We start from the raw sequence: 20966 nt of genomic DNA, 5'->3' as shown, positions 1-20966 counted from the left end.
CGGCCCTGGTCATCCTATAGGCCCTTTTCTTCCCGAAAAGGGCCTTTCGCATTTTAGGCATAGTTCGCTGTCATCAGACTTACTGAAATGTAACTTTGAGCTCACATTAACGACAGCTTTCTGTCGTTATAGTCTCCATACAAACATATGCATCTGGAGATTTGTAAAATGAACAAACTTGCCTCCCTTTCACTTGCGTTGTGCTTTGCCTTCGTGACTTCTTTTGCATCCGCTGATGGTCGAAACGACCCAGTCTATGGCGAAATGATCAGAGCCAACGAAAAGTCTATGGAAAAATACGCCCAATCTAAAGGAAAGGGTCAACCTGAGGTGATTCATTATCAATATGGCTTCAAGGCAGATATTGCTAAAGTATTAGGTACGACTTCAGCGAAGGGAAGCCGTCTCGCTTTTGGCAACTGCGGCGTAATGCCGGCACAAATGAATTACGAGGATAGTAATGGCAATATCAAAATTCTTGAATACGTTATGTTGCCCAACAACTGCACTAATTCACACTGATGTTTAGCCGTCGGGTTCGGTAGTTGAGCTTAACGTTCTATTAATTGCGCTGCTAACGACGTTGGAAACCAAACTCGCACTGATACGGTTACATTCCTTAGAACTCTTTCAGAATTTTAAAGGTAACGGCATGACAAGCGGTGCGTGAACCTGACAAGCGCTCAGTGAATCGCCCAAGTAAGCGTCACGTCGGCTAGAACGTTATAGATCAGATCCGCCATGTACTCCGGCCCGTTGGGCAACCGGCGCAGCTGAATCAGGAGTTGATCCAAGGATGCTGGGCAAAGTTGCCATGATTCTTGCCGCCCTTATGTGCGCGAACGGTTCCGGCCGTCGCTTGCACACTGGGCGTTGCCTCAGAGCACGCAACCCACGCGATCGTCTTGGGGAATCGCCCAGCGCGCTGGCCCAGCCTTTCTTGTACAAGGTGGCCTTCGCCACGGAAGGGATGATGACCTCGTCATCTTCGCGCGGCCGGTTCTCGTATGCAAAAACTACCTTACGCTAACCGGCTGCCACTATAGTGATAGTTGGTTGCCAACTCTTCTAAGAAACCTCGCGCCCTTATCAAGTGCGATATAGCACCAGTTACCTGAAGCCTGCTCAGTTGCCTTTGAATGACGTCCGACCGCTCAACGCCAGCTTGGCCTCGACCGTGAGTCTTCAAGCTGCGCACGATTGATCAGGCTGCAGTTGTGCAGCGAGACGATAAAGCTTGAGCGGGGGCGTGTTTGGTTCGGCCGCAGCCTCGGTGCCGCTCGTTCTGATCAGCGCGAACATCAGACGGGCACGGCCGATGGCATTGTCACTGGACATGGTCATCAGCCGGGGTCCTCACAGTGCACTTCTGTTGACGCTTTTAAGCATGACCCCTCCTGCTCCATACCGCGGGGGCGAAGCGATAACAGTTGCGTCCCGCGCGCTTGGCGACGTACATGGCCGCGTCAGCACTTGCTAACAATTGCTCCGGTGTGGTCAACGCGTAGGCCGGGCAGACCGTGACCCCCACGCTCGTGCCGATCTTTACCGTGTGCCCACGCAGGTGAAAAGGCTGCGCGAGGGTTGCGCACATAGCAGCAGCGATTCGTTCGCAAGTGTCCTGAGCCTTGGCGCCTGACGCAATCACGACAAACTCATCGCCCGCCAAGCGGCACACAGTATCGCGCTGACGCACTTTTTGACGAAGCCGTTCGGATACCTGGCATAAGAGTTCATCGCCAAGGTCGTGACCATACTCATCGTTGACCCTTTTGAAGCCATCGAGATCGAGGTAAAAAACCGAAAAATCAGCCAGGCCTCGCTCTGCTGAGTCGACGGCCTCGCTGAGTTTTTCCATCAGGGCCGCGCGGTTAGGCAAACCGGTCAAGTGATCGAGCAAGGCCCTGTCTGTGAGCGATTTCTCTTTCCGCTTTTGTTCAGTGACGTCCAGAGACATGACGAAGAATCCAACGATGGCTCCGTCACGCACGTCGGGTATGTAGGTGGCGCGCCAAATCCGGCCGTCAAGATCGTCGTAGCGAATGTCGTCCCGAGTGCTGCGATCGCCCGCTAGGGCACGGTCGAAATACGGCAAAAGTTCCTCGTAAACCGCAGGCGTCAGGACAGTCTGGACAGACTTTCCTCGCAGCGACAACGGATCGACATTGAAAATCTCCTTGTATCTGGCGTTATTAAAAACATAGCGCAACTCCGAATCCACCTGCGCGATCAACATCGGCACGTTGTCAGCGATGGATCGAAGGGTTTCCTGACTTCTCACAAGGTCAACGGTTCGCTCAACTACGCGCTGCTCTAGTTCGTGCTGATGATTCAGTATCAACTCCTCGCTGTGCTTACGCGTGGTGATATCCAGGATCACCGCGATAAGATGCAGGGGCGCACCCGCGGCCTCTCGCAGGATCGCGACGCTCAAGTCGACCCAAACAAGTGATCCATCCTTGCGCACATAACGCTTTTCCAACGAGCAGTTCTTGCGACAGCCGGTGATGAGATCCGCAACCAAGGCCAGATCCTGCTGGATATCGTCCGCGTGAGTGATTTCCTGGAACGTCTTGCTCAGAAGCTCGTCTGACGAATAACCCGTTATCTCGCAAAATTTAGGATTAACGACTGAAAATCGCCCGTCCAGATCGACGATGGCCTTCCCTGTCGGAGTTTCTTGAAAAACTGTAGCGAACCTTGTTTCACTCAGTGACCGAGCGCGACGCTCATCTTCATAGATTGTCCGGGCCTGGCCGGACATGCTGCGATGAAACAATTCTCGCTCGACCGCCCGGGCCAGATCTTTCATAGCTGTGAGGGTGCTTTGAGTAATTACCCTTGGGCGATGGTCAATCGCGCACAGGGTGCCTACTACATAGCCTTCGCTGGAGCGAAGAGGGATGCCGGCGTAAAATCGAATAAAGGGCGCTCCGACAACAAGAGGGTTGTCGTGAAACCTGACATCTATGGCCGCGTCCTCGACGACCAGAGAGCCCTCTGCATGCAGGGCATGGGCACAGAACGCAATATCCCGCGAGGTTTCGCAAGTATCCAGTCCCACCTTGGACTTGAACCATTGCTTGTCGGCCTCAACCAGCGATATCAACGCGGTGGGCACCTGCAACAACTCGGCCAGGACTCGGGTGAACCGGTCGAATGTCTCCTCGCTAGCAGTATCCAGAACATCCAGGCTGCGGAGAAACTCCAGCCGCGCTTCCTCGTTAACCGGGTAAGGGGCAATCAGCATTGCGATATGATCCTTTTGGTGACCCCGTCCGGACGCGCGTTCCAAGACTTTCGGTCGCTTGCCTGAGAATTTGTAGTCCCGACTCTCCGGCGAGCGCTGCACCGTTGACCGACCCAAGCTTCGGTTTTTAGTTTGCAAGTGAACGCTGAATGACTCGAGCATGGGAGATGCTGCACCAGCCGTATAGGTCTGCTGCACCACTTTGCAACAGGCTGCTTTCGGCCCGTCAAGGGTACGATGCGTCTGGTCAAGTCAGCGCAAATGCCATACCAAGCCGAATTGAAGAAGTGGTCAAGTCCGCCCGAGCACAGTGCCATATCATCTCAGGGCCCATGCACCCCCAAAATGTGCGGGCATTCTCGCCTTCATTGCTCGAAGCGAACAATGTCTGGTCGTGGTCTACTGGCTCATTGATTGGCGGTCCGAATACAGCCCGACTGGCCCCATGCAGTTGGAGATACATCAATTCGACTGCTGCTCACTTGTTCGCTGGATAGCTCGCCACGACCACCTGTGCTCCTGCCTTGCTCAGACCGACAACGTCGTAAGCCTGTGACGTTTGGCCATTTTCCATTCCTGGCGAGCCCTGAGGCATTCCAGGGACTGCAATGCCCACCAGGTCCTGACGATTGCGCAAGTCCTTGATCTGTGCAGCAGGCACATGGCCTTCGATGAACTTTCCATCAATCACCGCGGTGTGGCAGGAGGCCAGTCCTTGCGGCACACCGAGGCTCTGCTTGACGGCGCTCATGTTGCTTTCAACGTGATCGTTGATATTGAAGCCATTGGCTTCAAGATGCTTGATCCAAGCCTTGCAGCAGCTGCAATTGGCATCGCGGTGCACGTCGAGTGTCAACGTATCCGCCGCATTTGCCGCGCCTGCAAAGAAAAGTGCTGCAACAAGCGTTAGCCGTAAGTTGGCCATGACATTCCTTATATGGAGCCGGCGTCTGCGGCTCAGTTTTCGATAATCTTAACGACAGCAGCAGCCGCGGCCTGTCTGAGCGCTGGGGGTGGAATCACGGGCCGCGACAGCCAACTCAGCGGGGTATCCAGCTTCATTCAGGGCATTTACCAGGCTTTGTTCGTCAGGAGATCCGCTGACCGATACCTGCCCGGTTTTCAGCTCGACTGTTACATCTACGACTCCAGGCAAAGCCACCAGCGCAGCTTTGACATGCTTAACGCATGCGCCGCAGCTCATGCCTTGTACCGTTAATTCGGTTGTACTCATGACGAAATCCTCAGTCGTGGCCAGAAATCCTGACGGTCGACCCATCTTCAACCTTGACTACGTGGCAAGGTCAAGCCCCGTTAGTAGGTCAATAGATTAAGCGTTATGCCTGGTCGCACTCGATTACAATTTTGTAAGCTTGTGCGATCAAACTGGGATATTGCGTCACGTTGTGTTTCGATAGTGCTCGCTGACGCCGATGATGTAATTCACCGAGATCCGATTGCCTTCCATGTCCCGCTTCGCACTGGCTGTGTTCATGATTTTTAGCCTCATTCTTCCGCCATTCGCAAGCGTGGGCACAGTCATGCCTGCCGAGCCGTGCCCGATGCAGACAATGATGGATGGTGCACAGCACGCCCTGGCGGACGAACCCTGCGCAGACATGGGTGATTTGGCGTCCACTGATCATAAGTCCGTTTGCAAACTCGGACAGGACTGTAAAAGCAGCGCTATGGTGCAGATCAATCCTGCCCAAAATCTTGCACCGATACGCCCCCTTCCGCAGTTGACCTACTTCGCTCTCACCATACAGCGGGTCCTCGCTGATTTCTGGCGCCCGCCCCGTTTAGCCTGATGCCTATGTCCGAATCGTATCCTCTCGAGGGTACGTAATCGTTGCCGCTATCTTTCAGCGGCGGCGCTGACCTTTGCATTGGAGGCTGTCCATGCCTGCTCTTCTACCTGCACACCGATGGCACGCAAGCATGCTGGCGATGCTTCTGCTTTGCCTATATTCGCTGCGCACCCCTGCCGCGGACCTGACGTTTGAACGCGCGCAACAGCTGGCTGAGTTGACCGCTCCAGAAAACCTCGCGGGGCTGGCTCAGGTGCAGTCAGCACGGGAATCAGTCGTGCCTGCTGGAGCGTTACCTGACCCCAAGCTAATCCTGGGCGTCGATAATCTGCCTATCGAGGGCCAGGACCGATACTCGCTTGACCGTGACTCCATGACGATGCGCCGTGTTGGGCTAATGCAGGAATTTCCCAACAGCGACAAGCGAGATGCCCGACGCCGCTTCGCCCAGGCAGCCGTAGGGCGTACACAAGCGGAGCAGCGTGCGACGGTGCTTGAGACCAAGCGCCAGGCGGCCTTGGGCTGGCTTGAGGTTTTCTATGCCCAACAGACGGTTGATCTGTTTGATGAGATGCAGAAGCAGATTGGCGTTCAGCTTTCAACCCTGCCCGCTCAGGTGGTGGGGGGTAGCTCAAGGGCAGCGGACCTCATACAAGTTCGCCAAGAAATGCTTGCGCTGGAGGACCGCCGGGACGAACTGGCCCGTGATGTTGCCATAGCGCGCGCCAAGCTAAGGCGGTATATAGGTCCCGACGCTGATCTTCAACTCTCAGGAACTGCGCCGGCTTTTGATCTGAATACTCATCCTGCTCACCACAGCCTGTCGGCTCATCCAGATCTGCAAGCTGCTAGCGCTCGGGTCACTGAAGCGAACGCTGAGCTCGACGAGGCCATTGCTGCAAAGAAGCCAGACTGGGGAGTCGAGTTTGTCTATGGCAATCGCGATAACCGCTTCGGCGACATGGTAAGCCTGCAGTTCACCTTCGACCTTCCAATCTTCGTTGGTTCTCGACAAGGGCCTCGTATCCAGGCCAAGCAGCAAAGTGTTGCTCAGATGGAGGCACAACAGGAAGTAATCCTGCGCAACCATGAAGCCGAGCTTGAAAGCGGATTAGCCGAGGTTAGTCAGGTCCATAAAGCGCTGGAGCGAAACGAGGCCACCAATATACCTCTGGCCAGTAAGCGGGTTGCGCTAGAGACGGCGAGCTATAAAGCCGGCACCGGTCAGCTGAGTGCGGTTATTGAAGCTCGCAGGGCATTGATCGAGGCACGGCTGCGGCGGGTCGAGCAGCAAAGGAAGCTGCATGAGCTGAGTTCCAACCTCTACTTTGCGTACGTGGAGGGGTTGAAATGAGGCCGTCCCGCATCCTGTTACCCCTCGTCGGAGCCGGGCTGCTGATGGCAGGAGTCTTCGCTGGCTATCTGATGGGCAAGCCCGGCGATCCGGCACCAGGCAGCACGCCTTCAGTGTCAATGCCAGACACTGCGAAGGTCATCTACTGGTATGACCCAATGAAACCTGACCAGCATTTTGATAAGCCTGGCCGTTCACCTTTCATGGATATGGAGCTTGTCCCGAAATATGCCGGCGGTGTTGAAGATAGCCGAACACTCGCGGTCCCCTCGCAAGCCATACAGAACTTAGGTATTCGCACAGCGAAGGCAACGCTTGGGATCATCGATTCAGCCACGGACGCAGTAGCCTCCGTGGCTTATAACCAGCGGGAGATAGCAACACTCCAGGCTCGCGCGAGTGGCTACGTGGAAAAGGTTTACGGCCGCGCCGCCGGGGATGTTCTTCCAGCAGGCGCTCCTTTGGCTGACCTCCTCATCCCGGAATGGTCCGCCGCCCAGCTTGAATTCATTGCGGTGAAACAGACCGGCGATCATGAGTTGATTGAAGCCTCTCGCGAGCGCTTACGTCTTCTGGGCATGCCTCATTCAGTGATCAATCAGGTGCAACGCTCAGGAAAGCCTGTCGCGGTACAGACAATCGTCACCCCAATGGGTGGCGAGCTTCAGTCATTGGGGTTGCAGGTCGGCATGTCTGTTTCCAAAGGGCAGGACCTTGCGAAGATAAATGGGCTCTCCACCGTCTGGCTCGACGCTGCGATCCCCGAGGCGGCCCTCGGTAATGTTCAGCTGGGATCCAGCGTGATTGCGGCGCTCGCAGCATTCCCAGGACAGACCCTAACGGGCAAGGTCATTGGCATTCTGCCTTCCGCAGACAACATCACCAGGACCGTGACCGTACGCAGTGAGCTGGCCAATGCCGATGGCCGACTTCGACCCGGGATGTTCGCCTCCGTCCGAGTGGGGGCGTCTGGTCAGGAACAAGCTTTGCTGATTCCATCCGAGTCCGTCATCCGCACCGGCAAACGGACGCTGGTCATGCTCGCGGAATCAGAGGGGCGTTACAGACCACAAGAGATTGGCATCGGCCGGGAGGCCGACGGTAAGACGCAAGTATTGTCAGGCTTGTCCGAAGGGCAAGCGGTTGTAAGCTCTGGCCAGTTCCTGCTTGACTCCGAGGCCAGCTTGCAGGGGCTACTGGCTCGCGCCGAACCAGGCGAGTCCGAGCCGGGCGAAGGACCCGAACTACATATGTCCGAAGGAGAGATCATCAATCTCGATAAGGACAGCGTAACCCTGAAGCACCGGCCATTCCCTACCTTGGGGATGCCGGGCATGACGATGCCCTTTCCTTTAGCCAAGCCGGAGCTACTGGACGGTTTGCGGGTTGGCGACCACGTCGATATCGCTGTCTCGAAAACCGACGTGGGACTGTTGGTTGAACGGTTGACCCGCAAGGAGCACCGAGATGATTGAGCGCCTCATTCGCTGGTCCATCGGTAATCGCGTTCTGGTGCTATTGGTCACCTTGTTCCTTGGGGTCGGGGGAATTTGGTCCCTGCACAGTACGCCGATGGACGCCTTGCCGGACCTTTCAGATACCCAAGTCATCATCCGTACGAGTTATCCAGGGCAAGCTCCCCAGATTATTGAAAATCAGGTCACTTATCCTTTAACGACGACCATGCTTTCGGTTCCGGGCGCCAAGACCGTTCGGGGCTATTCGTTCTTTGGCGACTCCTTCGTCTATGTGCTCTTCGAAGACGGCACTGACCCCTACTGGGCGCGATCACGCGTGCTGGAATACCTTAATCAAGCCCAGGACCGTATGCCAAAAGGCGTCGTAAGCACGCTAGGCCCCGATGCAACCGGCGTAGGGTGGATCTATCAATACGCATTGGTTGACCGTACCGGCACGCATGATCTTTCCCAACTGCGCTCCATTCAGGACTGGTTTTTAAAGTACGAGCTCAAGACGCTACCCAATGTAGCCGAAGTCGCAACGCTGGGCGGCATGGTCAAGCAATACCAGGTTGTGATGGACCCTCAGAAGCTGGTCGCTTACCGCGTCACTCAACAAGACGTCGCCCAGGCCCTTCGCAGGGCCAACCAGGAGACCGGCGGTGCAGTGCTGGAAATGGGCGAGCGCGAGTACATGGTTAGAGCGTCGGGTTATCTTCAAAGCCTCGATGACTTCAAAAGCGTACCTCTGCGAACGTCGGCCGCAGGTGTTCCGGTTTTACTTGGGCAGGTGGCAACCGTTCAGCTAGGTCCTGAAATGCGCCGCGGCGTCGCTGAGCTGGACGGTGAAGGGGAAGTTGTCGGAGGTGTAGTTATCCTGCGCTCCGGCAAAAATGCGCGCGAAGCTCTGCAAGCGGTGAAGAATAAGCTCGAAACCCTCAAGGCGAGCCTGCCGCCTGGCGTGGAGTTGGTCACGACCTATGACCGCTCGCAGCTGATCGATCGCGCTATTAACAACCTGAGCTACAAACTGCTGGAAGAATTTGGCGTTGTCGCACTGGTCTGCTTGCTCTTCCTCTGGCACCTGCGCTCCTCTCTGGTCGCCATCATCACGTTACCGATGGGCATCCTGGTTGCGTTTATTGTGATGCGATATCAGGGCATCAACGCGAACATCATGTCCTTGGGTGGGATTGCCATTGCGATTGGGGCAATGGTTGACGCGGCAGTGGTCATGATCGAGAACGCGCACAAGCATATCGAGCTCTGGAGGCACAACCACCCTGACGAGAAACTTCAAGGAGAGGCGCATTGGGCTGTCATAGCCGGCGCTGCGGCTGAAATTGGGCCCGCCTTGTTCTTTAGCCTGTTGATCATCACGTTGTCGTTCTTGCCAGTCTTCACATTACAGGCTCAGGAAGGACGCCTTTTTGGCCCGCTTGCGTTCACCAAAACCTATGCAATGGCTGCTGCAGCAGGCCTCTCGATAACTCTGGTTCCGGTGCTGATGGGCTACTGGATCCGCGGTCGGATTCCCACAGAACAGCAGAACCCTTTGAATAGATGGCTGATAGCGGCGTACCGCCCTGTCCTCAACGCTGTATTGGCCTGGCCTAAACTGACGTTATCGCTCGCGCTGCTCGTCTTTCTGTCCAGCCTCTGGCCGCTAAGCCAATTGGGCGGTGAGTTCTTGCCCCAAATGGATGAAGGCGATGTCTTGTACATGCCGTCCGCGTTGCCCGGCCTTTCGGCAAGCAAAGCTACGCAACTTCTCCAGCAGACCGACCGCCTGATACGCACGGTTCCGGAAGTCTCACGTGTCTTTGGCAAGGCGGGGCGGGCCGAAACGGCCACCGACCCTGCGCCGTTAGAGATGTTCGAGACGACGGTCCAATTCAAACCGAAGGAGCAATGGCGGCCAGGTATGACGATGGACAAGCTGATCGAAGAATTGGACAGCGCCGTCAAAATCCCCGGGCTTTCGAATATCTGGGTTCCACCCATTCGCAATCGGATCGATATGCTAGCGACCGGAATCAAAAGCCCGATTGGCGTAAAAGTCGCCGGCACGTCGCTGGCCGAAATCGATCGCGTGGCTCGGCAAATCGAAGACGTCGCTAAAGGGGTATCTGGCGTCAGCTCTGCATTGGCAGAGCGCCTTACCGGCGGACGCTACGTGGATATCAAGATAAATCGACTGGCCGCTGCCCGCTATGGAATGAACATAGAGGACGTTCAGGACGTTGTGTCCGGGGCTATCGGTGGCAGCAACATCGGCGAGACCGTGGAGGGTCTGGCACGTTATCCCATCAATTTGCGCTATGGCCGAGAATGGCGTGACACACCGAGCGCTCTGCGCGAATTGCCCGTCCTGACTTCGGCGGGGCAGCAAATCACGTTGGGCATGGTCGCGGATATCAGCCTGAGCGACGGGCCACCGATGTTGCGCAGTGAAAATGGTCGATTGTCCGGTTGGGTGTATGTCGACGTACGAGGCAGGGATCTGGCTTCCACGGTCAGAGAGCTCCAGCAGCGCGTTACCCAGGCTGTAAAGCCAACCGAGGGGATGACCATCTCTTATTCAGGCCAGTTCGAATTTCTGGAACGAGCCAATGAGCGACTGACATGGGTCGTTCCGGCAACCATGCTGATTATTTTCGTCCTGCTGTACCTCACGTTTAATCGGATCAGCGAGGCGCTGCTGATCATGATGACTTTACCTTTCGCGCTCTCGGGCGGGGTCTGGTTGTTGTATTGGTTTGGCTTCAACCTATCCGTCGCTACAGGGGTAGGCTTCATTGCCTTGGCTGGGGTCTCGGCCGAGTTTGGCGTGATCATGATGATCTACTTGAAAAATGCCTGGCAGGTTCGACTCCATGCGGGTCGTGACGACAGCACGGCCTTGCTCGAATCTATTCGCGAGGGTGCAGTGTTGCGAGTAAGACCCAAAGCAATGACCGTTGCTGTCATCATCGCGGGCTTAGTGCCCATTCTCTGGGCGAGCGGGACCGGCTCGGAGGTGATGAAGCGCATTGCGACGCCGATGGTCGGCGGCATGATAACGGCGCCCCTGCTATCGATGCTGGTTTTACCCGCAGCCTACTGGCTGATGAAGCGAAACCCGTCACGTCGTTAGTCCAGATTGCGCCGAGGTCAGCTTGGCGCTCCGAGATGCTTCCTAACTGATGAAGCCCAGCAAGCTGCCACCCAGGCAGTACCCAATGATCCCAACAATAGAGCTCTTCTGATACCAGTGCCGAAGCGAACGACCAAAACCGGCGCCTTTGCGAGGTCCAAGCTGACGGCTGAGCGAAACGCCCGGCCGTTTGGACATACGATTGTCAAGCTTAGGCAACGGAGGTTCTGCTTGGCCAGCCGTATGAATCACTTGGCGAATAGTGAGAACCGCCAGAACCGACGCGCAGGTTTCGCTGGGCTAACGCGGCCCGCTTTCAGACAGAATCAAGGCGAGCCTACTCGAGGGGAGCTGGCCACGAAAACAAGAACAGGACTCATCCTCAGCAGCAAGCGCCGTTCAACATTACCATTATGTAAGGTTGCGATATTTCTCTTGGAAGCCGATGCAATGGTGCGTATCGTCTAGGCAGTGCAGTGGCACATGATCGAATTAATTTTCTGAGCTCTGGGGTTTTCCCTGGGGCTTGTTGCGTTAAATCGTAGCGTAACTGAAGGATATTAAATATGAGTATTAGTTTTGAAAAGTCGTTGGGCTCTGCGGAGAGAGCTTTAACTTATCGCAGTCGAAGAGCTGAAGTGCTAAGTAATAATATTGTTAATGCCGATACCCCAAATTTCAAGGCCCGAGACTTGGACTTTTCTGCTGTGCTCGCCAGCCAGACAAAACAAGGTCTTGGCAATCCACTGTCTTTGCGCACGACCAGCCAAAAGCATATCTCAACAAACACATCGACGAGTGAATCGTATGGTGATGACTTATTGTACAGCACCCCAACCCAACCTTCCCTTGATCAAAATACAGTTGACCAGCAGATTGAGATTGCAAAATACACGGAAAACCAAATTCATTTCGATGCCGCCTTCACAAGGCTGAATGGAGCGTTCAAAGGTCTACTCAAAGTGCTGCGAGGGGACTAACTCCTTACTCGGCCTCTGTAGCGGAGACTGCTTCGGCAGCAGCTCTGCAGTCCCGTCATCTTGACAGGCGCGAGCCATCAAAGCCTAACATCCATTTCAGTGTTTGACCGCTATAATCTGCCGTAGGCAACGGCCGCCAAAACAATGAGAGACATATCTAAGGCGCTGCTTATCGCTGCTATAGCCCCGGCAGCCCCGGCATTGACGCTAGCTAACCCGGACACTTCTGAGCCTTAACGCATTAAAAACTACAGATGCAGAGCTGACGCTCATTGCTAGCGCAGCGATCATCGGCGACAGAAGGTGCCCTGTCAGCGGATAGAGCAGACCTGCAGCGAGGGGAATACCCAATGAATTGTAAAGCAGAGCGAAGCCAAGATTCTGCCGCATGTTTCTTACCGTCGCGACCGAAAGAGCCCGAGCCCGTACAATCCCCATCAGGTCACCTTTCACCAGCGTTAGCTGTGCGCTATTCATTGCGACGTCAGTCCCTGTTCCCATCGCGATTCCCACATTCGCTCGAGCGAGAGCCGGTGCGTCGTTAATTCCGTCGCCAGCCATGGCAACCTTTCGGCCATCTTTTTGAAGTTCGGCAACCAGGCGCTCTTTGTCCTGAGGTTTTACTTCACCATGAACCTCTTCGATACCGAGCTCCTTCGCAACCGCTCGCGCGGTGGTAAGTCCGTCTCCAGTAGCCATTATGATCTTTACGTTATCGGCGGTGAGCTTGATGACCGCTTCTTTGGACGTAGATTTAAGAGGGTCTGATACGGCTAATAGCCCTGCTAATAGCTCATTAACCGCGAGATACATGATGCTGATGCCTTGAGTGCGCAATGACTCCGAATGCTCTTGGAACACCTTGATGTCAATGCCAGCTGATTTCATCAATGCACTGTTACCCAATTGGATTCTCTTGCCATTTACAAAGCCACTCACTCCAACGCCAGAGCCCGAGTCGAAAGATTCAGGCTTGGTGAGCGGAATGGCTTCAGCTCGGGCGTGATCGACAATGGCACGAGCCAAAGGATGCTCACTGCCTTGATCAAGGCTAGCTGCCCATTGAAGAACATCGTGGGGGGCGAAGTCAGGTGTGGCCTCGACACTGTGAAAGACTGGGCGCCCCTCCGTTAGTGTTCCCGTTTTATCAACGATCAGCGTATCGATCTTACAAAGGTTCTCGATGGCGCTGGCATCCCTGAATAACACCCCTAGGCTGGCGGCCTTTCCAGTCGAAACCATGATGGACATTGGTGTTGCAAGTCCCAGCGCACAGGGACACGCGATAATCAGTACAGCCACAGCGTTGATCAGACCAAAAACCCAGCTAGGCTCTGGGCCGAAGATACCCCAGCCTATGAACGTCATGACGGCGATAGAGATAACGCCCATTACAAAGTAACCGGCAATGGAATCAGCCATCCGCTGCATCGGTGCTTTAGAGCGCTGTGCCCGAGCGACCATTTGCACGATCTGAGACAACATGGTTTCGGCCCCGACCTTTTGGGCCTGCATGACCATACTTCCATGTGTGTTTAGCGTGGCGCCTATCAAGCTATCTCCAGCACGTTTCATTACGGGGACTGGTTCGCCTGTAAGCATGGACTCGTCTACCGCACTTTCTCCTTCTAATACGGAGCCATCGGCCGGCACCTTCTCACCTGGCCTGACCCTCAAACGGTCTCCCAAATGAACGTGGGCAAGCGGAACATCTTCCTCTAGCCCACCAGCATTGATCCTGCGAGCGGTCTTGGGGGATAGACCAAGCAAGGATTTGATGGCGGCGGACGTTTGCGACCGCGCCTTAAGCTCAAGAACCTGCCCAAGCAAGGTGAGGGATATGATCACGGCTGCTGCTTCGAAGTAGACGCCGATTCGTCCATCTTGCATAAAATTGCTGGGAAAAACTTGCGGGAACAGCGTTGCCGCGACGCTATAGAGGTAGGCTGCGGCGGTGCCTAACCCGATCAGAGTCCACATGTTCGGACTGCGATTTGAAACAGACGTCATGGCTCTGATAAAAAAAGGCCAACCGGCCCATAAGGTTACGGGCGACGCAAGGCCTAACTCGACCCAGTTTTGGACTGAGCCATGAAAGAGCTGTAACGAGTGCCCTGTCATCGCGAGCAGCGTGACTATGAGGGTCAAGGGAAGCGACCACCAAAATCGGCGATTAAAATCCCGGAACTCAAGATTTTCGTCCTCACCGAGCGTAGGCATCACCGGCTCTAGTGTCATGCCACATTTAGGACAATTGCCGGGTCCTGATTGCCTTACCTCTGGATGCATGGGACAAGTGAAGTCACTGCCCGCCGTTACGGGAGGCCCTGAAGGACTGGTGGGCTCTGCGCCCCGATGATCGCGGCCGTATCGTTCAGGGTCTGCTTGGAACTTTTCCCGGCAGTTGTCACTGCAAAAAAAATAGCGGTGACCGTGGTAATGCTCGACGAATGCACTCGAGGGCGTAACCGACATACCGCAGACTGGATCACGTCGGCCGGCCTCAGGGAGCGGAGCTGTATGGTCGTGCTCAGGCTCAGGGTTGTGGCGGGGAGCAGTGTCCATTAGCTATCCTTTTTTCGCGGCGCTCGTACAGGAGACATGCACCTGGTGCTTTGTAGTAGCGCCTGCAGATTTTCCTGGATTCTATAGTTACCGGAGTCGGCTAACAGCAGTCCTTGATAGAACTGACCTGTCGGTGCAGTCAGCGTTCCGATGCTAGCGCGCTATTCCGGATAGGCAATCACAAGCAGACAACACGGATCAGAACGGGGATGCCGTATCGCTAGCTCGGGCCTTCGCTTTTTTGCCCCGTTGCCTGAAACGCTGGCCAGGCGCACAGATGAACTCACCATTCCAGATATTGGCTGGTGGCCTATGCCAGAGACCGCGAGGGAGACAGGTCGTATCTAGGGAGCGCATTAAAGAACGGCGCCATAACGGCGCCGACAGACCAAGGAGCAAGGGCCCTAGAGTGGAGGTCACGATTAGCACTAGCCGACTCCCTTTACGCCAAACGATCCGGGCGAAGGCTAAAGCTGTAAATACTATAGACGCATCTTCCTTTCTGAAGCCTGTTCGCTGCATTACATTTCTGTAAGCTTGCGCCATCTCTGGGTCTTTTGGATCACACTGAAGCTGTAGACCTACAAGGAGGACCTAGCATGAGAATTTTGGTAGCGGAAGATGAACCAAAAACTGGAACCTACCTCCAGCAAGGACTCGTGGAAGCAGGCTTCAGCGTCGACCGCGTAGTCACGGGTACAGATGCCCTGCACCAAGCTTTCGGTGACAACTACGATTTGCTGATTCTAGACGTCATGATGCCGGGCTTAGACGGCTGGGAAGTCATCAGGATGGTCAGGGCCGCGGGCAAGGCAGTTCCTGTCCTTTTTCTAACAGCCCGTGATGGTGTTGACGATCGGGTGAAGGGACTAGAGCTGGGGGCTGACGATTACCTAGTGAAACCCTTTGCATTTTCAGAACTATTGGCCAGGGTCAGAAGCTTGCTTCGTCGTGGAAACAGCTCTCCTCAGCAAAACACCATAAAAATCAGTGACCTTGAGATAGATCTTCTCAAACGTCGGGCGACACGCTCAGGTAAACGCATCGATTTAACCGCGAAAGAGTTTTCTCTTCTGGAGCTTCTGATGCGGCGGCAGGGTGAGGTATTGCCTAAATCATTGATCGCGTCCCAAGTTTGGGACATGAATTTTGACAGCGATACCAACGTGATTGAAGTGGCCATTCGCAGGCTACGAGCAAAAGTCGATGATGGTTTCGACCCAAAGCTTATTCATACCTCTCGCGGCATGGGCTACATGCTTGATGCTCCGGATACAGAATGAAGCGCGCCTCGCTAACGCTGCGCCTTAGTCTGATGTTTGTGTGCGCCGTGGTCGCGGTTCTGGTCGTCGCTGGGGTTAGCGTCAACGAGCTCACTCGGCATCATTTCAAGGAGCTGGATCGCCAAACGCTAATGGAAAAGCTTGAAGCAACGACACAAATCCTTGACGGCAAGTCAGGATCACTAGATGGAGCTGACGTTGAGCTTCAGCTACGCGCACTACTTGGTGCACATCCGGAGCTGTCCGCCATTATCATGGGCAAGGATGGTGTGGTGTTGTTCTCGGCTCCTAATGCAATTAGGCCACCGGGGATAGAGCCTGACCCCGAGCACAACATCTCGGAATGGTCGGAAGCTGGCCGCATGTATCGTGGCATGACAGCTACGGTTCGAACGGTACATCAGGCTCAAGCGGTGACCGTCTGGCTGATCCTTGATGTCACCAGCCATATGCATTTTTTCGAAACCCTGCAGTGGTGGTTTGTACTCGGTTTGGTAGTCAGCACTATCGTAAGCGCAGCGTTGGGATGGCTGGTAGCGCGCAATGGGCTACGCCCGGTTGAACAAGTAACACGCGCGGCTGCCGCAATGTCGGCTCGGTCGCTGAAGGAGCGCATCCCCCTTGAGCCAGTGCCCAAAGAGCTGTTGCAGCTGGTCTCCTCGTTCAATGCCATGCTGGCCCGGTTGGACGAGTCCTTCGTCCGGCTCTCTAATTTCTCTGCCGACATTGCGCACGAACTGCGAACCCCAATCAGCAATCTGCGGACCCATACGGAAGTCATCCTTGCCAAAAAGCGGGCGCCAGAGGCCTATGAGGAAAACCTGTATTCAAATCTTGAGGACCTCAACCGGCTCTCCAACATCATCGACGGCATGCTTTTTTTGGCCAAGTCGGACAACGGGTTGCTTCTGCCCGCTCAGGAGAAAGTCGACCTAAGAGACGTGGTTGAGAAGCTTTTTGAATACTACCAGTTGCTTGCCGATGAAAAGCAGATACAGCTCCAGGTATCAGGAAGCGGCTTGATTTCAGGCGATCCAGTGATGTTGGACAGGATCATCTCTAACCTCTTATCAAATGCGCTGCGCTATACACCTATCGGTAGCACTATCGTTGTTCAGATTAAACCTGACGGCAGCTTTATTGCTCTAGAGGTGACAAACCCAGGCGAGGAGATACCGGAGCAGCATCGGAGCCGTATCTTTGACCGATTTTACCGTGTGGACCCGGCCCGACGAGAAGGTGGTGCCAACAATGCAGGCCTTGGCTTGGCAATTGTCCGCTCTCTGGTTGAGGCTCACGGCGGAAATATTAAATGCGTGTCGGAACAGGGAGAGACGACGTTTCGGATTGAACTGCCGGCCCTGCGTGCGTAACCGTTATCCAGCCTTCTAGGAATTTGGAACGCACGGTGGCAGGACAACCCTGTCGGGTGGTGGTGGCTCTGGCCTTAACTGGAGCGGCTTCGAAGTCAGGAAGGTCCACGCTCACGTTGAAAACCAAAGCTCCCCCAACGGCGGAGCGCATCGGCGGCTCTGGTCCGCCGAATGCTCTTTTTCGTTTCGGGCCGAGCTAATATGGGAAGAAGATTGGTTCGCTTCACGTTAAGCGGCCATTCCTTCGCACTCATGAGCACACTGATTGCAAGCGCTGGCACACGCTTGGCAGTGGTCGTGAGAATGTCTGGAACATTCAGCAGCGCAGTCTCGGCACGCTTGGGCACATAGCTTACAAAGCTGAGCTGCGAACGGACTATTTCGTGCCATGAAAACAGCTGCCAGGCGACAAAGGTCTGCACAATCAAGGTCAAGCTTGATGCATTGCGCCATCATTTTAACGTTATCTTCGCCCAAGCAGGCGGAAGCGCAGGTATCGCAAGCAGCGGCGCAGGATAGACAAGCTGCGATGCAGCTATCGAAGGACTGATTCATCAGGCATCTCCTAGTGGACAGGTCGATTGCGACTTGACGGAGGAAAACCCCGTCAAATCATCTCGACCTGCTCATCCAAGAGGCGGTTTCTTTATTTTTATTACATTTCTGTAAGGTTGCGTTCTAGCGCGCAAACACCCCGTACAGGTGAGCGAGCGTTCCAGCTCCATCAGGCCAGCATCGTGGTCGATACCGCTGGCAGGTGATGAGTATGTTTCTTATGCCGCCATCCCACCGTGGATTGGTGATAAGAAGGGAGAATCTAACGCAAGCTGGCAAGACTAAGAGTTGATACGTAACGAGGCTATCAAGCTCTTTTAAAAAATAACCTATTTTATCATTAGCTAACGCTTATCACATGGATCGAAAATCTTTTTCGAGGATAGTGGTGACATGTAGCCCTTTGAATGCCTGCATATGGAGTTCGCCCCGGCCGGCGGCACCTGCCAATGGCCGGCGGTGTACCTGCGTGTACTAAGTCCTCTATTGCTATGGCTAGGGACACCCGCGGACGAAAAAAAACGCCGGGTAAGGGCGGTTTTTTGGTGGTCTGTTACGCAGGCCCGGCTCATGGGGGATCTTCATCGCCGTAGTAGTCGAGCTGTTCGCATGCCGTGCAATCGCTCGTATTTCCAAAATTTACACCATATAGAGGATACATGTGGTGACGTTTTGATTTGCATATGAAGGTACGAGCGCTGACAAAGAGTATTTTTCAGGATAAACAGATAGCATGACACAGCTTAATGTCACCAAAGAGGTGCTTCATGCTAGATAGTATCTTATTCAAAAATTCGGGCAGAATAGATCAAGTTGTCGACATCGGAGCACTTGCTGAAAGCCTAGTCTTCTACGGGAAAGTAAGGATTTTAGGTGACGCCGGAGTCGTTAGGTATCTTGTTAGGAAAATACCCCCGTTAATTCTTTTAGAATTAATAGAGTCAGGGCGTATTGAATTTTACTACACTCATGAGAATCTCGGTGTTAGAACTGAGAGTACCTATCGAGGGGAGGTTCATGACCTAGTTAGGTTCAGTCTAGCCGGTATCTCGTACCAAGATAAAGCAGTACAGATTTTTAGAGAAGCCGCAAGCTCCCCGCAAACGCGGATCGCAGGGTATAAATTCGGCAGATTAATTAGAAAATTCGAACACGATAGTTTCGGCCAAGAATCGTTGATTCAGGCCCTTGCGGCAAACGGCAGCACGGAGTCTGCAGTCGCAACCATGATTCGCTACCTTGCTCCGGAGTACGAGCACATCGGAGATTTTCGGTTCAAAATCAGTCTACAGAATTCGAAAACCTTCACTGTCGACACTAACATTGACTTCGTAAAAGCTAATATCTCGTACAATTTGAGAACAGCATCAAACGATTCAGTATTAACTTCGGCATACATCGTCGGTAAGCTGCAGAGTGCTTATACATCTGCATTCTATGGCGCCGCGTTCGACTCGGAAGTATCCACCAGCGCTCTGGAAGCAGCTCTTGGGCTACACGCACTAGATGGGGTATTAAGTAGAAGTGCTGGTGGGCAGAAGCATGTAGGCGATTTTTTAGAGCTGACGCTCGAAAACACATATGCAATTCGAGAAGCTGTAAATACAGGCCGGGTTTCGTTCTACGATGTATTAAGCTTGCTAGAGGTGGCAGATAAGTTTAGGCAGTGGGTGGCAGGTGTTCCAGATGACAAAGACCTCAAAAGAGCATATTACCAAGAGGTTGTTAAGGGTTCAAAGTTTGAAAAGTTGCCACTTAAGACATCTAGATGGGCCTGCTTTACCGCCGCTGGTATGGGCATTGATTTACTCGGAGCTGGAGGGCTTGGGACCGCAGCAGGATTGGCATTAGGGGCTGCCGATACGTTCCTGCTCGATAAAATAGTTGGTGGATGGAAGCCGAACCACTTTGTCGAAGGCGATTTCAAGAGATTATTTACAGATACCCACCTACCCAAATAGCTCCAGTATTGAGGTTAGATGTCATCAGTTACGTTGTACCACGGCGATCATAGGAACGCCTGTATCGACTAGCGATGTGTTTTTGGAATGGACGGATAGCTGCCTCGGTGTTGCCGATGATATGCACCATGGCTTGGCTCGCGACTTTGACGTTGAACTCCACAACAGTGGCCTCATCAACGTCATTTTTGCCTCGTGCAAATCGCTCAGAATCGCAGATGATGTAGGCAATTCGGGGCGACAGGGGGTAATAGAGGTCCGCATGTTCGGGCGCTTCGAATTTGGTAGTTGAAACACAGGAATGGACGTTTACGACAGGGTGGTCGGACGTGATGAACGGTACCCCTGTATCATTTATCAACAATGCGTGCTTGGCGTTGTGTCGATTTGTAAACAGGCTTAGCCCAATGCTCATGCCAAACATGTAGCTTAGGAACCACCAGGCATGAGCCATCATTTCGGCAACTTCAATCTCTTGAGAATTCCTGCGAGGCTGAGCCTGCAGCGCGCCATCGCGGAAAGGCTTCGTGCGGGAGATCTGGTGACCGAAGAACGCCATGAATTCGATCATGCGCTGCTGATCCTGTAGTACGTCGAGTTGCTCATCAGCAAGCGCGGCCAGCAGGGGGATTGCCATTTTCTCGTGAGATGCGTGGAGGTTTTCCAGTAGGTTGCATTTCAGCGCATGAAGGTGAAGCTCTGCCTCATCATTCTGAATGCCAGACTTACGGTAAATGGCCTCGGCTTCCTGCATCTTCAGGAAGTCGGTTAGGTAAGACATGTGGTGGTGTTGGAGATGATCAGGGCTCTGACGTGAATAGCTTTTAATCAACTCGACATGCTTGCTCGTAAGCGTAGTGACCTTATAGAAATAGTCATCAACAACTATTCCACGCATGCTGTCGTGAGCAATTTTTCCCGTTTTCGTAGAATAGAAAACGTTTTTCGTACCGCTGCCCCAGCGCGCTAGATAATTCGCCCAGACGTAATGGTGTCTTTTTTTTGCTTCTAGGTCTTTGCTCGACATAGAGTCCGGTCCGTTGTGAAGTAGATGGAAGCTCTCGGCGCACAAGCCTTACCTCAGGGTCCAGCGTACTCTAACGGTGGCTGTTACATAGCGCCCTGCAGCCTAGCTGCCGCTTCCTACCGAGAGCCAATGCTGCGATCTTCCCATTTGACTGCGGTGTCAGGCCGGCGCTTGGTTTGTGCTTGGTCCGGTGACTCTGCTGACCTATGCT

General features: G+C 54.1%; 15 protein-coding genes. 8 read left to right on the top strand and 7 right to left on the bottom strand.

Going from position 1 to position 20966, the window contains the following annotated elements; all coding sequences use genetic code 11:
* Positions 1 to 168: 168 nt before the first annotated feature.
* Positions 169 to 522: a DUF2790 domain-containing protein gene (locus tag BBI10_RS18065; RefSeq protein ID WP_065990735.1), complete on the top strand. Its 354-nt coding sequence runs from the start codon at positions 169 to 171 to the stop codon at positions 520 to 522.
* A gap of 663 nt (positions 523 to 1185) precedes the next feature.
* Here the strand turns inward: BBI10_RS18065 and BBI10_RS27630 are convergent.
* From BBI10_RS27630 to BBI10_RS26730, 4 genes are all read right to left on the bottom strand, one after another.
* The gene (locus BBI10_RS27630; RefSeq protein ID WP_167355810.1) at positions 1186 to 1344 is read right to left on the bottom strand and encodes a hypothetical protein; all 159 of its coding nucleotides are present in this window, start codon (positions 1342 to 1344) and stop codon (positions 1186 to 1188) included.
* Positions 1345 to 1381: 37 nt separating this feature from the next.
* Positions 1382 to 3250: a sensor domain-containing diguanylate cyclase gene (locus tag BBI10_RS18055; RefSeq protein ID WP_065990730.1), complete on the bottom strand. Its 1869-nt coding sequence runs from the start codon at positions 3248 to 3250 to the stop codon at positions 1382 to 1384.
* Between the two features lie 478 nt (positions 3251 to 3728).
* The gene (locus BBI10_RS18050; protein WP_065990728.1) at positions 3729 to 4175 is read right to left on the bottom strand and encodes a DUF411 domain-containing protein; all 447 of its coding nucleotides are present in this window, start codon (positions 4173 to 4175) and stop codon (positions 3729 to 3731) included.
* A 48-nt stretch (positions 4176 to 4223) separates the two neighbouring features.
* Positions 4224 to 4484, bottom strand: coding sequence for a heavy-metal-associated domain-containing protein (locus BBI10_RS26730; RefSeq protein ID WP_083233166.1), 261 nt, complete (start codon positions 4482 to 4484; stop codon positions 4224 to 4226).
* A 707-nt stretch (positions 4485 to 5191) separates the two neighbouring features.
* On the opposite strand from BBI10_RS26730, the gene BBI10_RS18035 reads away from it, so the two are divergent.
* The 4 genes from BBI10_RS18035 to flgB all read left to right on the top strand — a co-directional run bounded on the left by BBI10_RS18035 (position 5192) and on the right by flgB (position 11991).
* Positions 5192 to 6415 carry a TolC family protein gene (locus BBI10_RS18035; RefSeq protein WP_244160385.1) on the top strand — a complete coding sequence of 408 codons (1224 nt, stop codon included), beginning with the start codon at positions 5192 to 5194 and terminating at the stop codon, positions 6413 to 6415.
* Positions 6412 to 7890, top strand: a complete 1479-nt coding sequence (locus BBI10_RS18030) for an efflux RND transporter periplasmic adaptor subunit (protein WP_065990720.1) — start codon at positions 6412 to 6414, stop codon at positions 7888 to 7890. The genes BBI10_RS18035 and BBI10_RS18030 overlap by 4 nt, the downstream gene beginning before the upstream one ends.
* A complete protein-coding gene (locus BBI10_RS18025; protein ID WP_065990718.1) occupies positions 7883 to 11011 on the top strand; it encodes an efflux RND transporter permease subunit in 3129 nt (1042 codons plus the stop codon). Before BBI10_RS18030 ends, BBI10_RS18025 begins: the two co-directional genes overlap by 8 nt.
* Positions 11012 to 11577: 566 nt before the next feature.
* A complete protein-coding gene (gene flgB / locus BBI10_RS18020) occupies positions 11578 to 11991 on the top strand; it encodes a flagellar basal body rod protein FlgB (protein WP_065990716.1) in 414 nt (137 codons plus the stop codon).
* Positions 11992 to 12198: 207 nt separating this feature from the next.
* On the opposite strand, the gene BBI10_RS18015 is transcribed toward flgB, so the two are convergent.
* Positions 12199 to 14556 (bottom strand): heavy metal translocating P-type ATPase, encoded by a 2358-nt coding sequence (locus tag BBI10_RS18015; protein WP_083233165.1) that lies wholly within the window; start codon positions 14554 to 14556, stop codon positions 12199 to 12201.
* Between the two features lie 599 nt (positions 14557 to 15155).
* Between BBI10_RS18015 and BBI10_RS18005 the strand changes: the two genes are divergently transcribed.
* Positions 15156 to 15839, top strand: a complete 684-nt coding sequence (locus tag BBI10_RS18005) for a heavy metal response regulator transcription factor (RefSeq protein ID WP_065990713.1) — start codon at positions 15156 to 15158, stop codon at positions 15837 to 15839.
* Positions 15836 to 17212: a heavy metal sensor histidine kinase gene (locus BBI10_RS18000; RefSeq protein ID WP_065990711.1), complete on the top strand. Its 1377-nt coding sequence runs from the start codon at positions 15836 to 15838 to the stop codon at positions 17210 to 17212. The genes BBI10_RS18005 and BBI10_RS18000 overlap by 4 nt, the downstream gene beginning before the upstream one ends.
* Positions 17213 to 17440: 228 nt before the next feature.
* Here the strand turns inward: BBI10_RS18000 and BBI10_RS26725 are convergent, their stop codons facing one another.
* On the bottom strand, positions 17441 to 17767 hold the full coding sequence (locus BBI10_RS26725) for a four-helix bundle copper-binding protein (RefSeq protein ID WP_371136442.1): 327 nt from the start codon (positions 17765 to 17767) through the stop codon (positions 17441 to 17443).
* A 767-nt stretch (positions 17768 to 18534) separates the two neighbouring features.
* On the opposite strand from BBI10_RS26725, the gene BBI10_RS17995 reads away from it, so the two are divergent.
* Positions 18535 to 19728 carry a hypothetical protein gene (locus tag BBI10_RS17995; RefSeq protein WP_065990710.1) on the top strand — a complete coding sequence of 398 codons (1194 nt, stop codon included), beginning with the start codon at positions 18535 to 18537 and terminating at the stop codon, positions 19726 to 19728.
* A gap of 28 nt (positions 19729 to 19756) precedes the next feature.
* On the opposite strand, the gene BBI10_RS17990 is transcribed toward BBI10_RS17995, so the two are convergent.
* Positions 19757 to 20755, bottom strand: a complete 999-nt coding sequence (locus tag BBI10_RS17990; RefSeq protein WP_065990709.1) for a DUF4238 domain-containing protein — start codon at positions 20753 to 20755, stop codon at positions 19757 to 19759.
* Between the last annotated feature and the right edge of the window lie 211 nt (positions 20756 to 20966).

Source organism: Pseudomonas graminis, from assembly GCF_001705435.1.
Lineage (GTDB): Bacteria > Pseudomonadota > Gammaproteobacteria > Pseudomonadales > Pseudomonadaceae > Aquipseudomonas > Aquipseudomonas graminis_B.
Note: the sequence above shows the minus strand (reverse complement) of the source record. Positions and strands in the feature narration are given on the sequence as shown.

Coding starts and splice junctions, on each gene's coding strand:
- BBI10_RS18065 (WP_065990735.1), top strand. CDS start 169: ATGAACAAACTTGCCTCCCTTTCACTTGCGTTGTGCTTTGCCTTCGTG.
- BBI10_RS27630 (WP_167355810.1), bottom strand. CDS start 1,344: ATGACCATGTCCAGTGACAATGCCATCGGCCGTGCCCGTCTGATGTTC.
- BBI10_RS18055 (WP_065990730.1), bottom strand. CDS start 3,250: ATGCTGATTGCCCCTTACCCGGTTAACGAGGAAGCGCGGCTGGAGTTT.
- BBI10_RS18050 (WP_065990728.1), bottom strand. CDS start 4,175: ATGGCCAACTTACGGCTAACGCTTGTTGCAGCACTTTTCTTTGCAGGC.
- BBI10_RS26730 (WP_083233166.1), bottom strand. CDS start 4,484: ATGAGTACAACCGAATTAACGGTACAAGGCATGAGCTGCGGCGCATGC.
- BBI10_RS18035 (WP_244160385.1), top strand. CDS start 5,192: ATGCTGGCGATGCTTCTGCTTTGCCTATATTCGCTGCGCACCCCTGCC.
- BBI10_RS18030 (WP_065990720.1), top strand. CDS start 6,412: ATGAGGCCGTCCCGCATCCTGTTACCCCTCGTCGGAGCCGGGCTGCTG.
- BBI10_RS18025 (WP_065990718.1), top strand. CDS start 7,883: ATGATTGAGCGCCTCATTCGCTGGTCCATCGGTAATCGCGTTCTGGTG.
- flgB (WP_065990716.1), top strand. CDS start 11,578: ATGAGTATTAGTTTTGAAAAGTCGTTGGGCTCTGCGGAGAGAGCTTTA.
- BBI10_RS18015 (WP_083233165.1), bottom strand. CDS start 14,556: ATGGACACTGCTCCCCGCCACAACCCTGAGCCTGAGCACGACCATACA.
- BBI10_RS18005 (WP_065990713.1), top strand. CDS start 15,156: ATGAGAATTTTGGTAGCGGAAGATGAACCAAAAACTGGAACCTACCTC.
- BBI10_RS18000 (WP_065990711.1), top strand. CDS start 15,836: ATGAAGCGCGCCTCGCTAACGCTGCGCCTTAGTCTGATGTTTGTGTGC.
- BBI10_RS26725 (WP_371136442.1), bottom strand. CDS start 17,767: ATGAATCAGTCCTTCGATAGCTGCATCGCAGCTTGTCTATCCTGCGCC.
- BBI10_RS17995 (WP_065990710.1), top strand. CDS start 18,535: ATGCTAGATAGTATCTTATTCAAAAATTCGGGCAGAATAGATCAAGTT.
- BBI10_RS17990 (WP_065990709.1), bottom strand. CDS start 20,755: ATGTCGAGCAAAGACCTAGAAGCAAAAAAAAGACACCATTACGTCTGG.